This window comes from Thermotoga sp. 38H-to (genome assembly GCF_011057665.1).
Taxonomy (GTDB): Bacteria; Thermotogota; Thermotogae; order Thermotogales; family Thermotogaceae; genus Thermotoga.
This window is the reverse complement of the sequence record NZ_LNFZ01000001.1, coordinates 101,502-125,449: the sequence shown is the minus strand read 5'-3', so window position 1 is coordinate 125,449 and position 23,948 is coordinate 101,502. Positions and strand designations below refer to the sequence as shown.

The window sequence follows — 23,948 nt, the reverse complement described above, 5'->3', positions numbered from 1 at the left end:
GAGGTTGATTCGATGAAAGGGGTGCTTTTAGTGCTGATGATTTCTTCCATGGCCTTTGGTTTGATAGTCAACCCGGTGAAAAACCTGCGCGAGGATTTCATCTTTGGAATGGATGTTTCTATGCTCTACGAGATCGAGCAACTGGGTGGGAAATATTTCGAGAATGGTGTGGAAAAAGATTGTCTTGAGATACTGAAGAATCATGGAATAAACTGGATCAGGTTGAGGGTGTGGAACGATCCGAGAGACGAGAATGGGAATCCTCTCGGAGGGGGTAACTGCGATTACTTGAAGATGACAGAAATCGCTAAAAGGGCAAAGAAACTCGGAATGAAAGTGCTTCTTGACTTCCATTACAGCGACTGGTGGGCGGATCCTGGAAAGCAGAACAAACCGAAAGAGTGGGAATATCTCCATGACGAATTGTTAGAAAGAGCGGTTTATTCTTACACGAAACTTGTGCTGAACCACATGCGAAGGAACGGAGCCCTTCCGGACATGGTCCAGGTGGGAAACGAGGTGAACAATGGTTTTCTCTGGCCTGATGGCAAGATTTCTGGAGAAGGTGCGGGTGGTTTCGACGGATTCACGAGACTTTTGAAAGCTGCCATCAAGGCCGTTAGAGAGGTTGATCCGGATATAAAGATCGTTATTCATCTGGCTGAAGGTGGAAACAACTCTCTCTTCAGATGGTTCTTCGACGAGATCACAAGAAGAAACGTGGACTTCGATGTAATAGGTGTATCTTACTATCCGTACTGGCACGGAACCCTCGAGGATCTGAAAAACAACCTCTACGACATAGCCACAAGATATAACAAGGATGTGCTCGTTGTTGAAACAGCTTACGCCTGGACACTCGAAGATGGAGACGGCTATCCCAACATCTTCAATGGTGAAGAAATGGAACTAACAGGTGGTTACAGGGCAACCGTTCAGGGACAGGCAACATTTCTGAGAGATCTCATAGAAGTGGTAAACAGCGTTCCCAACGGCCATGGGCTCGGGATCTTCTACTGGGAAGGGGACTGGATCCCTGTGAAGAGTGCGGGATGGAAGACCGGGGAAGGAAACCCCTGGGAAAATCAGGCTATGTTCGATTTCAACGGGAACGTTCTCCCGTCACTGAACGTCTTCAAACTGGTGAAAACGTCATCGCCAATGGGGATTACGATAAAAGAGATCCTTCCTGTGGAGGTTACTACCAACCTGGGAGAAGTTCCAAAGTTTCCAGATGCTGTGAGAGTTCTGTTCAGCGACGATTCCATCAGATCTTTGCACGTCGAATGGAACTTTGATCCTTCACTCGTCGAAAAATCCGGTGTTTACGAAGTGGAAGGTTACATTAAAGACATCGACCGGAAAATTTTCGCGACACTCACTGTGAAGGGTAGCAGAAACTATCTGAAAAATCCGGGCTTTGAAACAGGAGAATTTTCGCCTTGGCAGGTTTCGGGAGACAGAAAAGCGGTGAAAGTTGTGAAAGCCAATCCTTCAAGCAACGCGCACCAGGGAGAGTACGCAGTAAATTTCTGGCTCGATGAATCCTTCAGTTTCGAATTGTTCCAAGAAGTGGAACTTCCAGCAGGTGTGTACAGAGTAGGGTTCTGGACCCAGGGAGGAAAAGGTGTGAAAATTGCTCTGAAGGTGAGTAATTACGGTGGGACTGAGCGATCTGTAGAAGTTGAAACAACGGGCTGGCTCGAATGGAAGAACCCTGAGATAAGGAACATAAAAGTTGAAACAGGAAGAATAAAGATCACCGTTTCTGTCGAGGGAAGGGCAGGTGACTGGGGATTCATTGATGATTTCTATCTTTTCAGAGAAGAGTAACCGGAGGGTTAGGCCATGAAGAAAAAGTACGTTACGATCAGAGACATAGCAGAGAAAGCGGGAGTTTCCATAAACACAGTCTCAAGGGCACTCAACAACAAGCCTGACATCAGTGAAGAGACTAAGAGAAAAATCTTGAAAATCGCTCGAGAGCTCGGCTATGTGAAAAATGCCACTGCTTCCTCTCTGAGGAGCAAGCAAACGAACATCGTAGGGGTCATCATAGCCGACAGTGCCAATCCGTTCTATGCGGAGGTATTGAAAGGAATAGAAGCCGCCTCGAGGAAGTACGGCTATCAGATCATGCTCATGAACACCGAGAGAGTCTACGAGAACGAAGAGAAAGCTATAGAAGTGCTTCTTCAGAGGAGAGTCGATGGTCTTCTCATAACACCCGTTCAGGACAGATCAGACGATATAAAAGCTCTGATCGAAAGAAAGGTTCCCTTCGTCATAGTCGGAAGACACTTCGAAGAGTTAGAAGTGGATGAGATCCACAGCGATGAGGTGAAGGGAGGTTTTTTTGCAACTAGACACCTCATAAAAAGAGGAAGAAAAAACATTCTCGTGATCACTGGATATCTGTTCAAATCGGCTGCCTACATGCGACTTGAAGGATACAAAAAAGCTTTGAAAGAGTACGGAATACCATTCAGAGAGGAACTGATCATTGAAACAGACATCGATATAGAGAGCGGATATCAAGCGATGCGGGAAGCGATTGAAAAGGGACTTGAATTCGATGCGGTCTTCTGCTACAACGATCTGCTCGCCTTCGGTGCAATGAAGGCCTTGAAAGAACGTGGATATCGTATACCAGAAGATGTAGCTGTTGTTGGCTACGATGACATCGTTTATTCCTCTTTTGTTTGCCCCTCTCTGACAACGGTGAGGATAAAGAAGTTCGAAATGGGATATGAGGCGTTCAGGATGCTTCTTCAAAGATTGAAGGGGCGAAGAAAGAAAAGAAAACGAGTAATCTTGGATGTGGAGCTCGTTGTGAGGGAAAGTGGCTGATGCTTGATCGATTTTTTTTCTTTATCTTTCCGTGAACGTTCACGAGGGGTGATATGTATGCTCGGAGTCTGTTACTACCCTGAACACTGGGGAATAGAGAGAGTGGAAGAAGACTTCAGAAGGATGAAAGAGCTCGGGATAGAGTACGTGAGGATTGGAGAGTTCGCCTGGAGCAGGATAGAGCCGAAGCGTGGAAAGTTCAACTGGGACTGGCTCGACAAAACGCTTGAGCTGGCAGAGAAGATGGGGCTCAAGATCGTGCTGGGAACTCCCACCGCCACACCTCCGAAATGGCTCATCGATGAACACCCGGAGATCCTTCCCGTTGATAAAGATGGCAGGGTGAAAAATTTTGGTTCCAGAAGACATTACTGCTTCTCCAGCCCTGTTTATAGAGAGGAAGTGAAAAGAATCGTCACCATCATAGCGAAAAGGTACGGAAAACACCCGGCAGTCGCAGGCTGGCAGACGGACAACGAGTACGGCTGTCACGATACAGTGAGGTGCTACTGTCCGAGGTGCAAAAAAGCCTTCCAAAAATGGCTGGAAAGAAAGTACGAGGGCGACATAAAGAAATTGAATGAAGCGTGGGGAACAGTGTTCTGGAGCCAGGAGTATCGATCCTTCAACGAAATAGAGCTTCCGAATCTCACCCCTGCCGACCCGAATCCGTCGCATCTTCTCGATTACTACAGGTTCGCTTCCGACCAGGTGGTGGAATTCAACAGGATTCAGGTGGAGATCATAAGGGAGTATTCGCCGGAAAGATTCATCACACACAATTTCATGTCCGGTTTCACAGATTTTGATCATTACAAACTCTCGAAAGACCTGGATTTCGCGACCTGGGACAATTACCCGCTCGGACACACCCTCGTTTTTCTGAGAATGAAGGGTGAGACAAAAAATCCGTTCGACAGAGTGGGACACCCGGACATCATCTCATTCTCGCACGATCTGTACCGGGGAGTGGGCAGAGGAAGATTCTGGGTGATGGAACAGCAAGCAGGACCTGTGAACTGGGCTCCTTACAATCTCTGGCCCGCCAAAGGAGCAGTGAGACTCTGGACGTGGCAGGCGTTCGCACATGGTGCGGAGGTGGTCTCTTACTTCAGATGGAGGCAGGTCCCCTTCGCACAGGAACAAATGCACTCTGGACTTCTGGCACCTGATTCAGCACCTTCTTTCGGGTACCACGAGGTAAAGCAGGTTTTCGAAAAGCTCAAAAACATCGATATCAACGAGCCGGTGAAGAGTGAGGTGGCGCTTGTTTTCGACTACGAAACGGCGTGGGTCTTCTCCATACAACCGCACGGCGAGAGGGTGAACTACCTCGATCTTGTCTTCAGATTCTACAGTGCCCTCAGAGGGCTTGGCCTGAACGTGGACATAGTACCTCCCGGATCTTCTCTGGAAGGATACAGAATGGTCGTTGTTCCAAGTCTTGCAATCGTGAAGGAAGAAGCCTTGGAAACCTTCAAAAGATACAGCGGTCCTCTCATATTCGGTCCAAGAAGTGGAAGCAAAACAGAGACCTTCCAGATTCCTCCCGAGATGCCTCCTGGTCTTCTCAAAGAGCTCATACCCATCGAGGTGAGACAGGTTGAAAGCCTTGGGTACAACGCTGAAACTCTCATTTGGAACGGGAAAGAGTATCCTGTCTCGATATGGAGAGAGGATGTGGATCCCACCATCACGGAAGTGATTGCAAGATTCAAAGACGATTTTGGAGCCATTTTCCGAAAGGAAAACGTCTTCTACCTTGCCTTCTGGCCGAACGAAGACTTCCTCGTAGATTTCTTTGAAACACTTTCAAAAGAATCGGGAATTGAAACGAAAAGGCTACCAAAAGGAGTACGCATTCAAAGGAGAGGTGAATATATTTTCGCTTTCAATTTCACCTCTGAGGAGGTAGATTTAGAAATACCAGCGAAGGATCAGATAGTTTTAGGAGATCAAAAGATTCCTCCTTACGGACTGCTGATATGGAAGGAAAACGAACACTGAGGGGGATCCAACAGATGGAAGCGTTGATATCAGGAAAGAATTTGAAAGCTTATTACGTGCTGGACCTCTGGGGTAGTAAAAAAATAGTAAAAGCTGTTGATAATGTGAGCCTTGACATACTACCTAACGAAATTTACGGCATAGCTGGTGAATCGGGCTGTGGAAAGTCCACGCTTTTGAAAGCCTTGCTTGCTCTTCTCGATCCACCGCTACGTCTGATGGATGGTGAGTTGTTGTACAACATAGAAGGAAAGCCTACGAATGTAGCATTGTTGAAAAGTGAAGCAACAAGGAGATTGAGGTGGAGTTTTATTTCTTACATTCCGCAGGGATCAATGCACGTGCTCAACCCTGTGAAACGAGTGAGGGATACCTTCATAGAGATTCTGAGCAGTCACGTTAAAAAGCAGACTAAGGAGTTTCTCGACCTTGCGGTTCAGCATCTGAAGGATCTTGGCCTTCCTGAGAGGGTTTTGAATATGTTCCCGCACCAGCTGTCGGGAGGTATGAGACAGAGAGTTACCATAGCACTCGCCACCGTCCTGAAACCGCGCGTCATATTCGCTGATGAACCGACGACGGCACTCGATGTGGTGGCTCAGCGTGCTGTTATGCAGCTCATAAGGAAGATTCAAAGTGATTTGAAAAACACCGTTGTCCTGGTGACACACGATATGGGGGTTCACGCTCAGATCACAACGAGGATGGCGATCATGTACGCGGGAAAGATCGTGGAGGAGGGGCCCACGCTGGAAATCTTCAAAAATCCTCTCCACCCTTACACGCGTTATCTGATACAGTCCCTTCCAACGATCGGTGATAAGAAACTGAGAACAGGAATTCCCGGTTCGCCACCCTCGCTGGTGACACCCCCACCGGGGTGCAGATTCCACCCGAGGTGTCCACATGCCAGCCAGAGATGCAGGGAAGAAGAACCACTTTTAAAGGAGATAAACCCGGGTCATAAAGTGGCCTGTTTTCTGGTGGAGGGGTGAAGAATATGCCCCACGAATGGGAAAACCCACAGCTTGTGAGTGAAGGAACGGAAAGACCTCACGCCTCTTTCATAACCTATCTGAACCCGTTCAGCGGGGAATGGGAGTACCCTGAGGAATTCATCTCTTTGAACGGGAACTGGAGGTTCTTCTTCGTAAAGAATCCCTTCGAGGTGCCGGAGGATTTCTTTTCAGAGAACTTCGACGACTCGAACTGGGATGAGATAGAAGTTCCAAGCAACTGGGAGATGAAAGGATATGGAAAGCCCATCTACACGAACGTGGTGTATCCATTTGAACCGAATCCTCCTTTCGTTCCAAAAGACGACAATCCGACCGGGGTGTACAGAAGGTGGATCGAGATACCTGAGGATTGGTTCAAAAAGGAGATCTTTCTGCATTTTGAAGGAGTTCGATCTTTCTTCTATCTGTGGGTGAACGGAAAGAGAGTTGGATTCAGCAAAGACAGCTGCACGCCCGCTGAATTCAGACTCACCGATGTTCTAAGACCAGGGAAGAATCTGATCACCGTTGAGGTTCTGAAGTGGTGCGATGGAAGCTATCTCGAAGATCAGGACATGTGGTGGCTTTCCGGGATATACAGGGACGTTTATCTGTACGCGCTGCCGAAGTTTCACATCAGGGACGTGTTCGTGAGAACGGATCTGGATGAAAATTACAGGAACGGAAAGATCTTTCTGGACGTGGAGATGAGAAACCTCGGTGAGGAAGAGGAAAAAGATCTTGAATTAACACTCATCGCACCGGATGGAGAAGAAAAAACACTCGTGAAAGAAAGAGTAAAGCCGGAGGACAGAGTCCTTTCCTTTGCATTCGATGTGGAAGATCCAAAAAAATGGTCCGCGGAGACACCGCACCTGTACGTTCTGAAGCTGAAACTGGGAGAGGACGAAAAGAAGGTCAACTTCGGATTCAGGAAGATAGAGATAAAAGATGGGACGCTTCTTTTCAACGGGAGACCTCTCTACATAAAGGGAGTGAACAGACACGAGTTCGATCCTGACAGGGGTCATGCGGTGACGGTGGAGAGGATGATTCAGGACATAAAACTCATGAAGCAGCACAACATAAACACAGTTCGCACATCGCACTATCCGAACCAGACGAAGTGGTACGATCTGTGTGACTATTTTGGACTCTACGTGATAGACGAGGCAAACATCGAATCCCACGGTATAGGCTGGGATCCTGAAGTGACACTTGCGAACAGACCGGAATGGGAGAAGGCACATCTCGACAGAATCCAGAGGATGGTCGAGCGTGACAAGAATCATCCGTGTGTTATCTTCTGGTCTCTTGGAAACGAAGCGGGAGACGGAGTGAATTTCGAAAAAGCCGCTCTCTGGATAAAGGAAAGAGACAACACGCGGCTTATCCATTACGAGGGAACAACAAGGAGGGGAGAATCGTACTACGTCGATGTTTTCTCTCTCATGTATCCGAAGATAGACGTTCTTCTTGAGTACGCTTCAAAGAAGAGAGAAAAACCCTTCATCATGTGTGAGTACGCGCACGCGATGGGAAACAGTGTGGGAAATCTGAAAGACTACTGGGATGTGATAGAAAAGTACCCGTACCTTCACGGAGGGTGCATCTGGGACTGGGTGGATCAGGGAATAAGAAAGAAGGACGAAAACGGAAGAGAATTCTGGGCGTACGGCGGTGACTTCGGTGACACACCAAACGACGGAAACTTCTGTATAAACGGTGTGGTACTGCCCGATAGAACACCTGAGCCGGAACTTTACGAGGTGAAGAAGATCTATCAGAACGTCAAAATAAGACAGGTATCGAAAGACACCTACGAGGTGGAAAACAGGTATCTGTTCACGAACCTTGAGATGTTCGATGGTGTCTGGAGAATCAGAAAGGATGGAGAGGTCATCGAAGAAAGAACATTCAAGATCTCTGCTGAACCCGGAGAAAAACGTCTTTTGAAAATACCACTCCCGGAAATGGACGATTCTGAGTACTTTCTCGAGATCAGTTTCTCCCTTTCTGAGGATACCCTCTGGGCAGAAAAAGGCCACGTTGTGGCATGGGAGCAGTTCCTTTTGAAAGCACCAGCTTTTGAGAAAAGGTCTGTTTCAGATGGAGTATCACTCAGGGAGGATGGAAAACATCTCACCGTTGAAACAAAAGACACAGCGTTTATCTTCTCAAAACTCACCGGTCTTTTAGAGCAGATCATTCACAGAGGAAGAAAGATCCTGAAAAGTCCCATTGTTCCCAACTTCTGGAGAGCACCAACCGACAACGATATTGGAAACAGGATGCCGCAGAGGCTCGCCGTCTGGAAGAGGGCATCGAAAGAGAGAAAACTCTTCAAAATGCACTGGAAAAATGAAGCAAACCGTGTTTCCGTCCAGAGTATCTATCAGGTACCAGGAAACAGCTGGGTGTATACAACATACACCGTCTTTGGAAACGGGGACATCCTTGTGGACCTTTCTCTGATTCCCGCCGACGGTGCAGAGGAGATTCCAAGGATCGGTCTTCAGTTCACGGTCCCTGAAGGGTTCGACACTGTGGAGTGGTACGGAAGGGGACCGCACGAGACTTACTGGGACAGAAAAGAGAGCGGACTTTTTGCAAAGTACAGAAAGGCTGTCGATGAGATGATACACAGGTATGTCAGGCCTCAGGAAACGGGGAACAGATCGGATGTGAGATGGTTCGCACTTTCCGATGGCAAATTGAAACTCTTCGTCTCGGGCATGCCGCAGATAGATTTCAGCGTCTGGCCCTTCTCCATGGAGGATCTCGAGAGGGCGCAGCACATAAACGAACTCTCGGAGAGGGACTTCGTCACCGTGAATGTGGACTTCAGACAGATGGGCCTTGGAGGAGACGACAGCTGGGGCGCACTACCACACCTCGAATACAGGCTCCTTCCAGAACCTCACAGATACTCGTTCAGAATGAGGATTAGCGAAGAGATCCCATCCTGGAGGGTTCTTCCGGCGATCCCCGAAACGCTCCATGCTGGGATGTCCTCAGAAGACATGATACGCGAAGGAGACACCCTGAACGTGAAACTGTCCCTTCTGAACGATACACCGCTGAGCAAGGAAGAACAGGTAGTGATCTTCGTTGATGGAAACGAGCACTCGGTGAGGCGAGTGGTGATTCCTCCCTTCAAGAGGGAAGAGTTGGTGTTCAAAGTGGAGGGATTGAAGAAGGGTGAACATCTGATACATACTAATCTGAACACGAGAAAAACCATCTACGTGAGGTGATCTGTGTGAAAATATTCGGAAAAACCTTCAGAGAGGGAAGATTCGTTCTTGAAGAGAAAAGCTTCACGGTTGAGTTCGCGGTGGAGAAGATACACCTCGGCTGGAAGATCTCCGGCAGCGTGAAGGGAAATCCGGGAAGTCTCGAGGTTCTTCGAGCGAAAGCACCGGAAAAGGTACTTGTGAACAACTGGCAGTCCTGGGGACCGTGCAGGGTGGTCGATGTCTCCTCTTTCAAACCACCCAAGATAGATCCGAACTGGAGATACACCGCTTCGGTGGTGCCCGATGTACTTGAAAGGAACCTCCAGAGCGACTACTTCGTGGCCGAAGAAGGAAGGGTGTACGGATTTCTGAGTTCGAAAATCGCCCATCCTTTCTTCGCTGTGGAAGATGGGGAACTTGTGGCGTATCTTGAATACTTCGATGTCGAGTTCGACGACTTCGTCCCCCTTGAACCTCTCGTTGTACTCGAAGATCCAAACACGTCTCTTCTTCTGGAGAAATACGCGGAACTCGTTGGAAGAGAGAACAACGCTAGAGTTCCAAAACACACACCCACTGGATGGTGCAGCTGGTACCATTACTTCCTCGATCTCACCTGGGGAGAGACCCTCAAGAACCTGGAACTCGCAAAGGATTTTCCGTTCGAGGTCTTCCAGATAGACGACGCCTATGAGAAGGACATAGGCGACTGGCTCGTAACAAAAGGAGACTTTCCATCGGTGGAAGATATGGCAAGAGTCATAGCAGAGAAAGGATTCATCCCGGGTATATGGACCGCTCCGTTCAGCGTTTCTGAAACTTCGGATGTGTTCAACAAGCATCCGGACTGGGTGGTGAAGGAAAACGGAGAGCCAAAGACGGCTTACAGAAACTGGAACAAAAAGATATACGCTCTCGATCTTTCGAACGATGAGGTTCTGAACTGGCTCTTCGATCTCTTCTCATCTCTGAGAAAGATGGGCTACAGATACTTCAAGATCGACTTTCTCTTCGCGGGCGCGATTCCGGGCGAAAGAAAGAAAAATATAACACCGATTCAGGCGTTCAGAAAGGGAATGGAGATGATCAGAAAGGCCGTGGGAGAAGATTCTTTCATCCTCGGATGCGGTTCTCCTCTTCTTCCCGCGGTGGGATACGTCGACGGCATGAGGATAGGCCCGGACACCACACCGTTCTGGGGAGAACATACAGAAGACAACGGAGCTCCCGCTGCAAAATGGGCGCTGAGAAACGCCATAACGAGGTACTTCATGCACGACAGACTCTGGTTGAACGACCCTGACTGTCTGATACTGAGAGAGGAGAAAACGGATCTTACACCGAAAGAAAAGGAACTCTACTCGTACACGTGTGGGGTGCTCGACAACATGATCATAGAAAGCGATGATCTTTCGCTCGTCAAAGATCACGGAAAAAAGGTTCTGAACGAAACGCTCGAACTCCTCGGTGGAAAACCACGGGTTCAAAACATCATGTCGGAGGTTCTGAAATACGAGATCGTCTCGTCCGGAACTCTCTCAGGAAACGTCAAGATCATGGTCGATCTGAACGGCAGAGAATACCACCTGGAAAAAGAAGGAAAATCTCCCTTGAAAAAAAGAGTGATCAGGAGAGAAGACGGAAGAAACTTCTACTTCTACGAAGAGGGTGAGAGAGAATGATGGAACTCAGGTACAATCCGCTCACAGACGAATGGGTGATCGTTTCGGCGGCCACGCAGAAAAGACCGGTACAGCCATCGAAAACGGAGTGTCCCATCTGTGTTGGAGGTCTCGAACTTCCCGAGGAGTACGACCTTGTCACCTTCGAAAACAGATACCCCTCTCTGAAGAAAGATCCACCCCCTGTGGACTGGAAAGAAAGGGGACCTTTTAAGAAAGAAGAGTCCCGCGGTGTCTGTGAGGTGGTCGTTTACACCTCGGATCACAACACAGCACTTCCTGGAATGCCTTTGAAGCAGATAGAAAAACTCGTTGAGATGTGGGTGGACAGAACAAGGGACCTCTCTCAGCACGACTTTGTGAAATATATCTTCATCTTTGAAAACCGCGGAAAAGAAGTCGGTGCTTCCCTTCCACACCCGCATGGTCAAATATACGCGTTTCCCTTCCTTCCGAAGAGAATAGAAGTGAAGATAGACGCTATGAGAAAGTGGTACGAAGAGAAAAGGGAGTGCCCTATCTGTGAGATCTTGGAGAACGAAGGAGAGGAGAGAAAAGTTTACGAGACGGAGCATTTCCTCGCTCTCGTTCCTTTCTATGCCCGCTTTCCGTACGAGGTGCATATCTATCCGAAGAGGCACGTGAGCACTCTTCTGGAGTTCTCGAAGGAAGAAAAGAAGGAGTTTGCCGAAGTTCTCAAGGTGGTGACTGCGAAATACGACAAACTCTTCGATCAGGAGTTCCCCTACATGATGATGTTCTTCCAAGCACCTTTCAACGGAGAGGACGTGTCTCACTTCTTTCACTTTCACGTGGAGTTCAATCCACCGAAACGAGACAAAGACAAGCTGAAGTGGATGGCGAGTGTTGAGACGGGTACATGGGCGTTCATAAACCCGGTCGTTCCCGAAGAAGCAGCGAGACAGCTCAGAGAAACGGAGGTGGAGATATGAGAGTGAAGGCACCAGGAAGAATAAACATCATCGGGGAGCACACCGACTACAACGACGGTTACGTTCTGCCGTTTGCGGTGAACAGGTACGTGTTTCTCTCGATCGAAGATTCAGACAGATTCGTTTTCCACTCGGAGAACATGAACGAGACGGTGGAGATGGAAAAGATAGAAAAACTCAACAAGTGGACGGATTACATCTCAGGGGTCATCGCCTCTTTTGAAAAAAGAGGCTTCAGAGTGTCTCCTGTTAAAATCTCCGTTTCTTCCGATCTTCCCATGGGAGCGGGTCTTTCCAGCTCTGCTGCTCTCGAGGTGGCGACCGCTTACGCGATTTCAGAGTATTTCGGTTTCAACATGTCGAAACTCGAACTTGTGAAGATCGCTCGTGAAGCCGAAGTGGAGTTTGTGGGAGTCAGATGCGGCATCATGGACCAGTTCACGGCCGTTTTTGGCAAGAAAGACCACGCGATCTTTCTGGACACGATGACTCTCGAGTACGAGTACGTTCCTTTGAAACTGGAAGGCTACGAGATCAATCTCGTCGATTCGAATGTAAAACACGAACTCTCCTCTTCGGAGTACAACAGAAGAAGACAAGAGTGTGAAGAGGTACTGAAGGTGCTTGGGAAAAAGAGTTTCCGAGAGGTGACAAAAGAAGATCTTGAAAGGCTCTCAGGTACTCTGAGAAAACGCGCCCAGCACGTGCTCGAAGAAAACGAAAGAGTTCTGAAGAGCGTCCAGGCCTTGAAAGAGGGAGATTTTGAAACCCTTGGAAAACTGCTCTTTTCCTCTCATGAGAGTCTCAGAGACCTGTACGAAGTTTCCTGTGAGGAGACGGATTTCATCGTGGATTATTTGAAAGGAAAAGAAGGTATCCTCGGTGCGAGGATGGTCGGTGGTGGTTTTGGAGGGGGAGTGATCGTTATTTCGAAGAAGGGGGCTTTTGGGAAGATAAAAGAAGAGCTGACAGAGTCTTACAGGAAGCGTTTTGGGATAGATCTCACCTTCCATGAGATTGAGAGTTCAGACGGTGTTCAAAAAGTCTAAGGGAGCCCTGAGCTCCCTTTTTTGTTAAAATAGAGTCAGCATTCACGAGTTCAGGGGGGTCTGAGATTTTTGTCTATCTGAGGTATTACTTTTTCTCCATAGTGGTGGCGGCTGCTCTGTTCATTTTGATATTTTCCATCTTCTTCTACGCTGCGAAAATGGAGGGGTATCTAGTAGAGTCGTGGATAGCAGTGAGTGAATCCGGAGAAATGGAAATACTGGGCTCCACGTTCGACAAGATGTTTTCACAGCCCTCCACAGTTTTTCTGACACATAAGATTAACAGATCTAAACTACCGTATCAAGGCAGATTGTACCTTTACATTCCACATATGTATCGCTCTTATCTTGCTGTCTATGTCGATGGTGTGAAAATAGGAAGTTGTGGTTTTGCAGAGAAAAGGGCCGGTTACTTCTGGAATCAACCGGTGATATTCGAACTTCCCGATGATTTCAATGAGATCACCTTAGAGGTGAGCGTTCTTTACAGAATCGGAACGGGTTCTGGTGTGTACATCATCCCATATTCGGAGACAAAAAAGTACAGATTGCTTTCGTTCATGACGAGGGTGATGATCCCGCTGGCCATAGGTATGGCGCTTTCCATAGGGATAGTGCTGATTCTTCTGTCAACGTCTCTTTCTTTAGATGAGAGGAAATCTTACGTTTACTTTGGAATAGCAAGCCTTCTTTGAGCCGTCTGGTTGTTCGATTTGCTAGACTATTCGGATATAGGATCCGTGTCTTCTTTGCTTTTCTTCAGAAAAACTGTGGTCAGTTCCGCGTATCTGGGGTTTTACTTTCTTGTGAAAGGTTTTTCGAAGATGTACAACAATAAAAGCGATTTTTTCGATAAATTGATTCTCTTTCTTGATGTTTCAGCTGCTGTTGTGTTCTGGCTGGCATCTGATCTGATCACTATGGAAAAGTTCATAAGCACAGTGGCGATTGTGCTTTTTGTGAACGCTTTTTATTTTGTCTTCCAACTTCCAGAGATTCAATCTAAAGTTCTGGTGAGTTCTATTTTGTTTTTCATGACCTGCGTCGTTCACGATGGACTTGTAATAGGTCTTGGAATAGGTAATTTGAAACTTCTCTCCAACTACGGAATAGCATCCATGTTCATCGGATTCACATACATTCTGGTCATCCACTACAGGGATATATTGACTCGACTCGTCATCATTCACACGAAAAGTCTCACAGATTCTCTCACAGGAGCCTACAATCGAGGAATCCTTGCAGAGCTTCAGCTCAGCGGGGACGAAACTTTTGTTTACGTGGACTTGGACAATTTCAAAAAGATCAACGACACCTATGGACACGAAACCGGTGATGAAATTTTGAGGACCCTCGTTCAAACAACAAGGAAAAACGTGAGACAATCTGATATCGTGGTGAGAATGGGAGGAGACGAATTTCTTGTGATACTGAGAGGATGTAAGCCGGAGAAAGCACAGGAAATCTTCCAGAAGATACTGCTTGAATTCAAAAACAGCCATACTCTTCAGCCGGAGTTTTCCTACGGCGTGGTTCCCTTTAAAGAAACTCTTGAAAAGACCCTGAGAGAAGCCGATGAATTGATGTACAGAATGAAGGATGTTAAGAAGGGGACATTGAAATAAAAAAATGGCTCCGGCGGCAGGACTCGAACCTGCAACCACCTGGTTAACAGCCAGGCGCTCTACCGGTTGAGCTACGCCGGAACCTCTACGGATAATTGTACTACATACCCCTCTTAATTTCAAGTGGGTTCGACGGTAAAATGAATGAAAAAATTGAAAAAAGGTTGATATCAAGCCCCGATGATTACCTTTCTTACCGGTTTTGGAAGGATTCGCGCCAGTTTCAGCAGAATTTCCATGATCATCAAGGAGAACATCACCATGATGATCACCCAACACCACTCGGGAAGATCAACGAAGGAGTCGAAAAACACGTAGAACATCCATTGAAACGGCATGTGGATCATGAAGAGAAGGAAAGAATACCTTCCCATCCTTTTCAAAAGAGACAGATTAGCCTTCTCAGCTAGCCAGGTGAACACTTCTATACTGTAGATTCCCAGAAGCACTCCTGTGAGGGAAAATTGATCGATCCCCAGGAGTGTGTGGAACTTTTCGTACGCTTTCCAGTACTCCAGAGATCCAATTACGAGGAAAATGGTGTAAAGAAACAAGGAGAATCTTCTTGGTTCTCTTTTTTTCTTTTCAAAGGCATCTTTGTATCCCATCAGAAATGGAAAAAGCCAGTGAACAGGATTGAGATAAGTGATCAACGCACCTTCTATAGGAGGAAGGAGTCTGTCCTTCGTGAGGAACCAGAAGCTCACGAAGGAAGAGTTAGCAACAGCTCCGGCGAAAGAAAATGGTAAAATTTTCCGCGGGTCTTTTATAAAAATCGATATCAGCAGCAGAATCATTACAACCAGTACGAAGTAGTACTGCCATGATCCAGTGAAGGAAAAAATGGTGATCAAATACTTTTTGAGTATTGAATCATCAACGCTGAAAACCCTCTTCGTTACCCAGACGGTTGAACACTTTTCATCTAACAACACATAGGTTAGGAAAGAAACGGAAGCCCAAAAGAGATAAAAATAAAAGAAGGAAAAAGTTTTCCGAAGCACTTTCAGAGGATTCTTTTTCACCCTTCCCTGCAAATAACCAAACAGGTACACGAAGACAAAAACAGAGGGACTCACGAATCTGAGTAGTGGTATGAGAAAAGTGAGGTCTCTGTACACCCCAACGATGGCGTGGCCCGTTAAAACGAACAGAATCAAAAGTCCCCTCAAAGATTCCAACTGTCCCACCTCTGCTAAAATAGTATCGAAAGGAGTGAAGAACTTGAAGAACAAACACTTTGCCTTGCTGTATCTTGTTCTGTTTTTAATACTCGCAAAACTTTCCCCTTTCATTATAACCGCTCTGATAATGGGGCTGTATCTTTCGATAATTATCGATTACGTTGCACGCTTTTTGGGGGCATTCATAAAAAAACCGCGTGTTCTTCCTCGCGTGATATCGAACGTTCTGTTCTTCCTCACGATAGCCTATTCGGCTGTCAATTTTTTCCCAGTGATCGTAAGAGAAGCACAGAAGGTCTTCTCTGAGATAGACAGAATAAGATCGGGTTTGGAGAACATTGACATACCCGGATGGTTGTCTTCCATATTGAGCAACATCAGTGCGTCTTTCTCAGAAAGGGCCCTCTCGCTTGTGAATAAAATCATAGGCTATGTGCCTTCTTTCATAACGGCTGCCATACTCATAGTGATCACAGCCTTTATCGTGTCCTCGCTGAAGAGACTCATAAAAGAAAATGTACACTACCTGTTTCCCACAAATCCAGGTGACGGTAGAAAATTCCTGAAAGCCACTTACACCGAGTTCGAAAGGTTCGTGGGTGGTCAGGTGCTCGTTGCGATATTTGTCGGGCTGTTCGTTGGCTTTGGTGCTTTCATTTTCAAAATACCGAGTGCGTTCTTTTTGGGGATGCTTGCTTTTATAACGGATTTTGTTCCGTACCTTGGAGTGGTGATATCCGCTATTCCTCTTCTGATGCTAGCCTTCTCCGTTCATGGCTTGAGCGGTCTTCTCATAGGGACGATCATCCTCGTTGCGGCGAATCAGCTGGAAATGTGGGTGCTCGCTCCAAAAATACAGAGCAACACCTTGAACGTTCACTGGTTCATCATTCTGATCACGATCCTCATTCTCGGCGATCTTTTCAGTTTTAGTGGCGTTCTAATCGCACTTCCGTTTCTGATATTCCTGAAAAACTTCTGGAAACAATACATGATGGGAGGCTGAGATGATGCCCACTTACGCATTCAGATGCAAGGAATGTGGAGAAGAATACACAGTGTTCACCTCGTACAGCAAAGTGGATGAGGTGAGGTGTCCCAAGTGTGATTCAAATGAAAAGGAAAGAGTGTACAAAAAGATTTCCTTCTCCGTCCAGGGTGGTTCTTCTTCCTCTTCGTGTGGAGGAAGCTGTGGAGGGTGTTCGGGCTGTAGCTAAGTCTCTCCCTCCTCACCTTCTACCACTTTCCTGATTCTTCTTTCCAGTTCTTCCTCGTAATCTATCTGAATCTTTTCGTACACATCGTTCATGAGCGGTGAGGAGATCAAGAAGTCCGCTGTGGATCTTGTGATGGCGACGGGGATGTTGTACACTGTGGCTATCCTGATGAGCGCTTTCACATCCACATCGTGTGCCTGAGGTTCCAGAGGATCCCAGAAGAATATGAGCACGTCTATCTTTCCTTCGGCGATCATTGCACCGATCTGCTGATCTCCACCGAGGGGTCCGCTTTTCAGTCGGTGTACTTTGAGACCGAGTTTTTCCTGAAGGAGAGCGCCGGTTGTACCTGTAGCGTAAAGCTCGTGTTTGGAGAGCGTTCCAAGATTGAAGCTCACCCACTCAAGAAGATCTCTCTTTCTTCTGTCATGTGCTATGAGAGCGATCCTCTTCTTTTTGTCCATGAATATCTTGTACCTTCTTGGTCTGTCAGACATTCTCTCTCCCCCTCTTCTTGCTGAATTTATTCATGTACATCCTTTCATCTGCGACCTTCAGGAGTTCTTTCACACTCTCTCCGTCTTCGGGGAACACGCTGATACCGTAGCTAAAATTCACAAAAAACTGCTTCCCATCCACCAGAACAGGTTCTCTGAAGTGCTCTTCTATTCTCTTCATGAGAATTTCCGCTCCCGTTCGATCCGTTTCAGAGAGTACGATACCGAATTCGTCCCCTCCTAGTCTACCAACTACATCCGATTTTCTCAGAAGCGAAGTGAGTCTGTTTACAAACTCCTTCAGAACTCGATCTCCAACCAGGTGGCCTTTTGAGTCGTTTATACGCTTGAAATCATCAAGATCGATGAAGACGAAGGAGAGTTTTCTGTTGTACCTCTTTGAAAGGTTGATGAGGTAAGCGAGTCTGTTTTCGAACGCTTCTCTGTTGTACACACCCGTCAGGGAATCGCGTTCGGCAAGCCAGAGGATCCTCTCCTCCCCCTTCAATTTCCAGTAGATGAGTTCTAGGTAATTTTTCAAAAGTCTGGCCATCTCAAAAAGTCTCTCGTCGGTTTTTCCACAGCCGATGAGAAGCACTGCAAAAGTTTCAGTTTCGTACTCAAGAGGAATTCCCAACATTTCATTCTCACAATCTATGTCTTCCGGTATCCTGGACAAAATCTCTTCGAAAGAACCGTTGAGAGAGGCTGTCAGAACAAAATTCCCGTTCTTTTTTTCGTACAGGGCCACACTCTTTGAACCGAACACTTCACCGAGCGGAGAAAGATACTGTTTGAACACGAAATCGTTCCATCCGAGCGATAGAAGGCTTTTTGAAAGATCCAGAAGAAGTTGATAGAATTTTTTGTCTTTTTCAAGGGTTGTGAGGTTTTCTTTCAATTCGGTGATATCAAGACCTGTCACCATCACTCTGTTCTTTTCAAGAGGTATGAACACCCATTTTATGATTCTTCCATCTATGATACCTTCGTGGACTATTTTTTCTTTGAACGATCCTTCAAAAGTTTCGTGTGGGAAGCTTTCAGGGAACATGTCGAACCAGTTTTTGTTCAGAAGGTGTTCTCTGTTCACTCCCAGAAGTTTACAGCCTGTTTCGTTCACATCTTCAATCGTTCCATCTTCTCTCAGGATGACGCTCAAAACGGGAGTGTTGTTGAAATAAGCGAGGAATCTTTTTCTTTCTCTTCTGATCTGGTCCTCTATTTTCTTTATATCATCGATGGGACGAGCGATCTCTTGAATCATAGCGAGTTTCTTTCCTTCATATACTGGAATCAACTTGCTTTCACATATAACGGTTCTCCCATCCTTTGAAAGAAATTCTCTTTCCAGACTCTTTATCCCATCGTGTGAGAAATTCTCGATTTGAAACAAAAATCTTTCTTCAACTGAACCGGAGATCTCCTCTATGGTTTTTCCGAGAAGGTCAGTACGGGTGTACCCCAGGAACTTCTCGACGGCTTGATTCACTTCAACAATCTTTCCAGATGGATCGTAGTAGATCACCATGTCGTTGTTTTCTTCGAAGAGTCCTTTGAACATCAGGATTAATCTCTTCAGTTTTAAAAGTACCCTAGAAATTCCAATCAAAATCAGGAGGGAACCGAACACGTAAAATATCGATTTAACGGGATAGAACAAAGGCGGATAAACAAAGAAAAATTCCAGAAAATTTATCAGCGCTCCAAAAAACAGAGAAGCGCTTCCGAAAAGAACCACATACGATCCCGTCAGGGAAAACAGGGCGTTCAGCAAGAAAGATCCGAGAAGAAAAAGAACTCTGGGAAGGACAATTTCCCAGTGAGTCGCTAAGTGAATTTTAAGAGGGGTGCCGATCAAGAAAGAATAAATGATCAGAAGGGCGGTGCCCGCGAGGAGCACCTGCCAGACGAGTTTTTTCATTTGACCCCTACCAGCTCCTTGTGGACTTTTTTCAAAAGGTTCGGTATGTCGAGCTTTTGCGGACACTTACTGAGGCATTCACCACATTCAACACAGAAGGAAGCGGCGGATTTTTGACTCTCGAACCATCTGTACGTTCCTCTTCCACCTTCCCAATCTTCGAACATGATGGTTTCGTTGTACAGACGGAAGTTTCCGGGTATATCCACACCGTTCGGACACGGCATACAGTATCCACACTGAGTACAGTTTATCACAGCGAAAGATTCGAGGGTTCTTCTTATCTCTTCTATCATCTTCATGTCTTCGTCTGTGAGATTGCCGGGAGTGATCTTGCTCATGATCTCTATGTTTTGTTTCACCTGTTCGAGGGTGCTCATTCCACTCAGTATGGTGGAAACTTCCGGGTGATGTCCAAGCCATCTAAAACTCAGTTCCACTGGAGACCAGTTTCTGTTGTATTTCCTTAGAATTTTCATGACCTTCTCTGGAAGTCTCGCGAGCTTTCCACCTTTGAGCGGTTCCATGATCACAACGGCAAGTCCTTTTGATCCAGCGTATTTCAATCCTCTCAGCCCTGCCTGGTAGTTCACGTCCATGTAGTTGAGCTGTATCTGACAGAAGTCCCAGTCGTACCCATCGACGATTTCTTTAAAAACTGGATAGCCGTCGTGGAACGAAAAGCCCGCGAATCTTATCTTTCCATTTGCTTTCGCTTTCTCGAAGAAATCAAAGAATCTCAGATTCCTGATTTTTTCCCATCTTTCTTTGTTCAGAGCGTGCATGAGGTACATATCAACGTGATCCGTCTGGAGCTTCTCCAGCTGTTCATCAAGGATCTTCTCGAAATCTTCGTGTTTTTCCACTTTCCAGACGGGAGACTTGGTTGCAAGGAACACCCTCTCGCGGTATCCGTCTTTCAGTGCTTTCCCCACGATTCTTTCACTGTTTCCTCCGTGGTAAGGATAGGCAGTGTCAACGTAGTTCACGCCGTGATCGATGGCGTACCGGATCATTTCGATGGCTTTCTCTTCATCGATATTCGAGTGATCCTCTCCAATAACGGGAAGTCGCATGGCTCCAAAACCAAGGAGCGACGTCTTCACTCCGGTTTTTCCGAAATCCCTGTACTGCATATTTTCACCTCCTTGCAGTTATCAATTTTATCACTCTATGATGATAAAATCTAACGTGTGGGAGGGGATCGGTTTGAGACTGAAAAAACTATACTTAAAGGGTTTTAAATCCTTTGGAAGACCTTCCCTGATAGGTTTCTCCGATCGTGTAACCGCTATCGTTGGCCCCAACGGTAGTGGAAAATCTAACATCATAGATGCTATAAAATGGGTGTTCGGTGAACAGTCGAAGAAAGAGCTCCGCGCGAGTGAAAAGTTCGATATGATCTTTGCGGGATCAGAGAACCTTCCACCCGCTGGTTCTGCCTACGTGGAACTCGTCTTTGAAGAGAACGGAGAAGAAATAACCGTGGCCCGTGAATTGAAGAGAACAGGAGAGAACACTTACTACCTCAACGGAAACCCGGTCAGATTGAAAGACATCAGAGATCGCTTTGCAGGTACCGGTCTTGGAGTGGACTTCTACTCCATTGTGGGACAGGGACAGATAGATAGAATTGTTAATGCCTCTCCAGAAGAATTGAGGTTGCTGCTGGAAGAGGCTGCAGGGGTTTCCATATACAGGGAGAAGAAAAAGGAAACAGAGATGAACCTCGAAAGAACGAAGGTGAACCTCGACAGAGTGAAAGACGTTCTGTTCGAGCGTGAAAGGCAGATGAAATCTCTCTACCTCAAGGCCAAGCGTGCTGAAAGGTTCAGGGAATACACTGCTCAGATTGAAGAACTTCAAAGAATCTACTACGGAAACGCTTTGAAGAGAGAAAGGAAAAAACTGGAATTCTACCAGGAAGAAGAGAAGAAGACAAACGAGAAAATAAAGAATATCCAGAAAGAACTGGTGGAACTGGAGACGAAGTGGAGTACTCTGAGAAGTGAGTTCGGAGAGATGGACCAGGAGATAGAACGTTACACGAAGCTCCTCGAGGATTATAAAAAAAGACAGAATGATCTTGTGGAGATGAAAGGATTCTACTCTTCAAAGCTCGCAGACAGTGAAAACAAGTACGTGGAGTTATCCACCAGGCTCGACGAGCTGGAAAAGCGAAGAGAAGAGCACAAAAGACGTCTTGAAGAAATGGAGTACATATTCAAGGGAGTGACAGGAGAATACGAGAAAAAGGCAAAAGAACTCGAAGCGTTCGAAAAAGAAAAAGAAAATCTTCTCTCAAGATTCAGTGAGAAAGAGAAAGAATTTCTGAAAGTCAGGGACGAGATCTCCAGGTTAGAAAAGCAGATACTCAAACTGGAGAGCGAGCTTTTGAGGATAGGAGAAACACTCGAGGACCTCGAAAAGAGAAGAAAAATAACGGAAAACCAGATACTGACAAGGAGAAGAGAACTCGAAGATAAGAAGAGCGAATTCAAAGAAATATCAAAGCGTGTGGAAGAATTCGATGAGAAAGAAAGAAAATTGACAGAAGAATTGAACACTGTTCGTGAGAGATTGGAAGAGGTCGAGAAAGAAATCAGAAAAATCACCTCGGAAATAGACGTGAAGGAGAGAAGACTGAGAGAGATCCTGTTCGAAAAAGAAATGATCGAGCGTGACATGAGAGAGTACAAGGGATTCTCACGGGCCGTGAGAGCAGTTTTCGAGGAAAAGGAGCGCTTTCCCGGACTCGTTGATGTAGTCTCGAACCTGATAGAGGTGGATGAAAAGTACTCCCTCGCTGTGAGTGTACTTCTCGGTGGGATGGCTCAGAACATCGTGGTGAGAAACGTAGATACAGCGAAGGCGATCGTGGAGTTTCTGAAGCGGAACGAAGCAGGAAGAGTGACGATACTTCCACTCGATCTGATAGACGGTTCTTTCAACAGGATATCCGGACTGGAAAAAGAGAAAGGGTTTGTGGGGTACGCCGTTGACTTGGTGAAACTTCCTTCAGATCTCGAGGTTCTTGGAGGATTTCTCTTTGGGAATTCCGTAGTGGTGGAAACACTCGACGATGCGATCAGGATGAAGAAAGAATACCAGCTGAACACCAGAATCGCTACCCTCGATGGTGAACTCATAAGCGGAAGAGGGGCTATAACAGGAGGAAAGGAAGAAAGATCGATCAACGTGTTTGAAAGACACATAAAACTGAAGCATCTGGAGCAGGAAATGGAAGAAACAGAGAGACAAATCGCAGAAAATAGGGATGAACTGGCCAGTCTGAAGACAGAACAGGAAAACCTGCGAAACCAGGAAACGCTCGTCCAGAGGGAGCTGTTCGAACTCTCCAGGAAATCGTCTTCGACCAAGACTGTTCTGTCCGAGATCCTGAGAACCATCAATCAGCTTCAAGAAGAAGTGGAAAATCTGGAGAAGCTCCTGGTTGAGTACAGAGCAAAAGAAGAAGGACTGAACGCGAGAAGAGAAAAGATCTTCGAGGAAATCGACGAACTGAAACAGAACAGAGAAGACCTTCAAAAATCGTTGGCCGAATACTCCGAAGAACTCGAGAAAGAAAAGAGGATCCTCGATGAACTCAACGAAAAGATTTTCACACTCAGAGCAGAGGTTGGAAATCTCCTGGAAACAAAAGATCGATACGAAAAGGAAATGCGAGACACAAGAAAAACGATAGAACGAATTGCTCGGGAAACGGAAGACATAAAGTTGCAGATGACGAGCCTTGAAGAGGAAATGGAAAACTACAGAAAGTTCATAAGAGAACACGAAAGAGAAATCGAGCACTTGAAGAAAGAAATGGACAATGTGTTCGAAGCCATGAAACTCCACAGATCAGGTAAAGAAGAGAAGATGCGAGAACTTCAAGAAGTGGAAAACAGAATGAACGAACTGAAGGAAGAAAAGGAAGGACTGAGAAACCACCTCCATCAGATAGATCTGGCTCTCCAGGAGACCAGGTTAAAGATAGCGAATCTTCTGGAGGAGTTTTCCGGAAACGAAGAAGATGTAGAGGAACTCGGTGAGGAAAAGCTCGAGGAGATCTATAGACAGATAAAAGATTTGGAAAACAAAATAAAGTACCTCGGCCCCGTCGATCTCACGGCGATAGACGAGTACGAAAAACTCCGCGAAGAGTACGAAGAAATACTGAAACAGAAAGAAGATCTCGAGGAAGCGAAACGAAAACTCGAAGAGATCATAGAAAAAACGGATCGAGAAGCAGAGAGTTTACTCTTCGACGTTTACCAGAGAGTGAACGAAAGCTTCAACAGGTTCATTTCTCTTCTCTTCTTCGGTGGTGAGGGAAGGCTCAACATCGTTTCTGAAGCCAAAAGTATTCTCGACGCGGGTTTTGAAATATCCATAAGAAAACCGGGAAGAAGAGATCAGAAACTGAGCCTTCTTTCGGGTGGTGAGAAGGCGCTCGTGGGATTGGCTCTGCTTTTCGCCCTCATGGAGATAAAACCGAGCCCCTTCTACGTGCTCGACGAGGTTGATTCTCCTCTCGATGACTACAACGCTGAAAGATTCAAGAGGCTCCTCAAAGAGAACTCGAAGCACACCCAGTTCATCGTGATCACGCACAATAAAATCGTGATGGAAGCTGCCGATCTTCTACATGGGGTGACCATGGTAAACGGTGTGTCGGCCATCGTTCCGGTAGAAGTGGAGAAAATACTGGAGGTGTAAA

17 protein-coding genes and 1 tRNA gene are annotated in these 23,948 nt (G+C 46.4%); 13 read left to right on the top strand and 5 right to left on the bottom strand.

Features of this window, described 5'->3' with window-relative positions; genetic code table 11:
- The first annotated feature begins 12 nt into the window (after nucleotides 1–12).
- From AS158_RS00625 to AS158_RS09280, 10 genes are all read left to right on the top strand, one after another.
- The gene (locus tag AS158_RS00625) at nucleotides 13–1,833 is read left to right on the top strand and encodes a glycosyl hydrolase 53 family protein (RefSeq protein ID WP_165304314.1); all 1,821 of its coding nucleotides are present in this window, start codon (nucleotides 13–15) and stop codon (nucleotides 1,831–1,833) included.
- Between the two features lie 15 nt (nucleotides 1,834–1,848).
- Nucleotides 1,849–2,850, top strand: a complete 1,002-nt coding sequence (locus tag AS158_RS00620) for a LacI family DNA-binding transcriptional regulator (protein ID WP_165304313.1) — start codon at nucleotides 1,849–1,851, stop codon at nucleotides 2,848–2,850.
- Nucleotides 2,851–2,907: 57 nt separating this feature from the next.
- Nucleotides 2,908–4,857 carry a beta-galactosidase gene (locus AS158_RS00615; protein WP_165304312.1) on the top strand — a complete coding sequence of 650 codons (1,950 nt, stop codon included), beginning with the start codon at nucleotides 2,908–2,910 and terminating at the stop codon, nucleotides 4,855–4,857.
- A 14-nt stretch (nucleotides 4,858–4,871) separates the two neighbouring features.
- Nucleotides 4,872–5,852: an ABC transporter ATP-binding protein gene (locus AS158_RS00610; protein ID WP_165304311.1), complete on the top strand. Its 981-nt coding sequence runs from the start codon at nucleotides 4,872–4,874 to the stop codon at nucleotides 5,850–5,852.
- 5 nt (nucleotides 5,853–5,857) lie between these two features.
- On the top strand, nucleotides 5,858–9,112 hold the full coding sequence (gene lacZ / locus AS158_RS00605) for a beta-galactosidase LacZ (RefSeq protein WP_165304527.1): 3,255 nt from the start codon (nucleotides 5,858–5,860) through the stop codon (nucleotides 9,110–9,112).
- A gap of 5 nt (nucleotides 9,113–9,117) precedes the next feature.
- Nucleotides 9,118–10,776 carry an alpha-galactosidase gene (gene galA / locus AS158_RS00600; protein ID WP_165304310.1) on the top strand — a complete coding sequence of 553 codons (1,659 nt, stop codon included), beginning with the start codon at nucleotides 9,118–9,120 and terminating at the stop codon, nucleotides 10,774–10,776.
- Nucleotides 10,773–11,729, top strand: a complete 957-nt coding sequence (gene galT, locus AS158_RS00595; RefSeq protein ID WP_165304309.1) for a galactose-1-phosphate uridylyltransferase — start codon at nucleotides 10,773–10,775, stop codon at nucleotides 11,727–11,729. Before galA ends, galT begins: the two co-directional genes overlap by 4 nt.
- Nucleotides 11,726–12,778, top strand: a complete 1,053-nt coding sequence (locus tag AS158_RS00590) for a galactokinase (RefSeq protein ID WP_165304308.1) — start codon at nucleotides 11,726–11,728, stop codon at nucleotides 12,776–12,778. The genes galT and AS158_RS00590 overlap by 4 nt, the downstream gene beginning before the upstream one ends.
- Before the next feature lie 104 nt (nucleotides 12,779–12,882).
- A complete protein-coding gene (locus AS158_RS00585; protein WP_165304307.1) occupies nucleotides 12,883–13,473 on the top strand; it encodes a hypothetical protein in 591 nt (196 codons plus the stop codon).
- Nucleotides 13,474–13,518: 45 nt separating this feature from the next.
- Nucleotides 13,519–14,403 (top strand): GGDEF domain-containing protein, encoded by an 885-nt coding sequence (locus AS158_RS09280; protein ID WP_241241219.1) that lies wholly within the window; start codon nucleotides 13,519–13,521, stop codon nucleotides 14,401–14,403.
- 5 nt (nucleotides 14,404–14,408) lie between these two features.
- Here the strand turns inward: AS158_RS09280 and AS158_RS00575 are convergent.
- Both AS158_RS00575 and AS158_RS00570 read right to left on the bottom strand, forming a co-directional pair.
- Nucleotides 14,409–14,484 (bottom strand) — tRNA-Asn (locus AS158_RS00575).
- A gap of 89 nt (nucleotides 14,485–14,573) precedes the next feature.
- Nucleotides 14,574–15,584, bottom strand: a complete 1,011-nt coding sequence (locus tag AS158_RS00570; RefSeq protein WP_165304306.1) for an acyltransferase family protein — start codon at nucleotides 15,582–15,584, stop codon at nucleotides 14,574–14,576.
- A 43-nt stretch (nucleotides 15,585–15,627) separates the two neighbouring features.
- Here AS158_RS00570 and AS158_RS00565 point away from each other — a divergent pair, with 43 nt between their 5' ends.
- Both AS158_RS00565 and AS158_RS00560 read left to right on the top strand, forming a co-directional pair.
- Nucleotides 15,628–16,593: an AI-2E family transporter gene (locus AS158_RS00565; protein WP_165304305.1), complete on the top strand. Its 966-nt coding sequence runs from the start codon at nucleotides 15,628–15,630 to the stop codon at nucleotides 16,591–16,593.
- Nucleotide 16,594: 1 nt separating this feature from the next.
- Nucleotides 16,595–16,804: an FmdB family zinc ribbon protein gene (locus tag AS158_RS00560; protein ID WP_346774442.1), complete on the top strand. Its 210-nt coding sequence runs from the start codon at nucleotides 16,595–16,597 to the stop codon at nucleotides 16,802–16,804.
- On the opposite strand, the gene AS158_RS00555 is transcribed toward AS158_RS00560, so the two are convergent.
- Genes AS158_RS00555 through AS158_RS00545 form a run of 3 tightly spaced genes read right to left on the bottom strand, consistent with a single transcriptional unit; the run spans nucleotide 16,801 to nucleotide 20,361 of the window.
- Nucleotides 16,801–17,301: a methylglyoxal synthase gene (locus AS158_RS00555; RefSeq protein WP_165304303.1), complete on the bottom strand. Its 501-nt coding sequence runs from the start codon at nucleotides 17,299–17,301 to the stop codon at nucleotides 16,801–16,803. The genes AS158_RS00560 and AS158_RS00555 overlap by 4 nt on opposite strands.
- Nucleotides 17,294–19,225, bottom strand: a complete 1,932-nt coding sequence (locus AS158_RS00550; RefSeq protein WP_165304302.1) for a sensor domain-containing diguanylate cyclase — start codon at nucleotides 19,223–19,225, stop codon at nucleotides 17,294–17,296. Before AS158_RS00550 ends, AS158_RS00555 begins: the two co-directional genes overlap by 8 nt.
- Entirely contained in the window at nucleotides 19,222–20,361 is a 1,140-nt protein-coding gene (locus AS158_RS00545) for an aldo/keto reductase (RefSeq protein WP_038053358.1), read from the bottom strand. The genes AS158_RS00550 and AS158_RS00545 overlap by 4 nt, the downstream gene beginning before the upstream one ends.
- 73 nt (nucleotides 20,362–20,434) lie before the next feature.
- Here AS158_RS00545 and smc point away from each other — a divergent pair, with 73 nt between their 5' ends.
- The gene (gene smc, locus AS158_RS00540) at nucleotides 20,435–23,947 is read left to right on the top strand and encodes a chromosome segregation protein SMC (protein WP_038053361.1); all 3,513 of its coding nucleotides are present in this window, start codon (nucleotides 20,435–20,437) and stop codon (nucleotides 23,945–23,947) included.
- The last annotated feature ends 1 nt before the right edge of the window (nucleotide 23,948 follow it).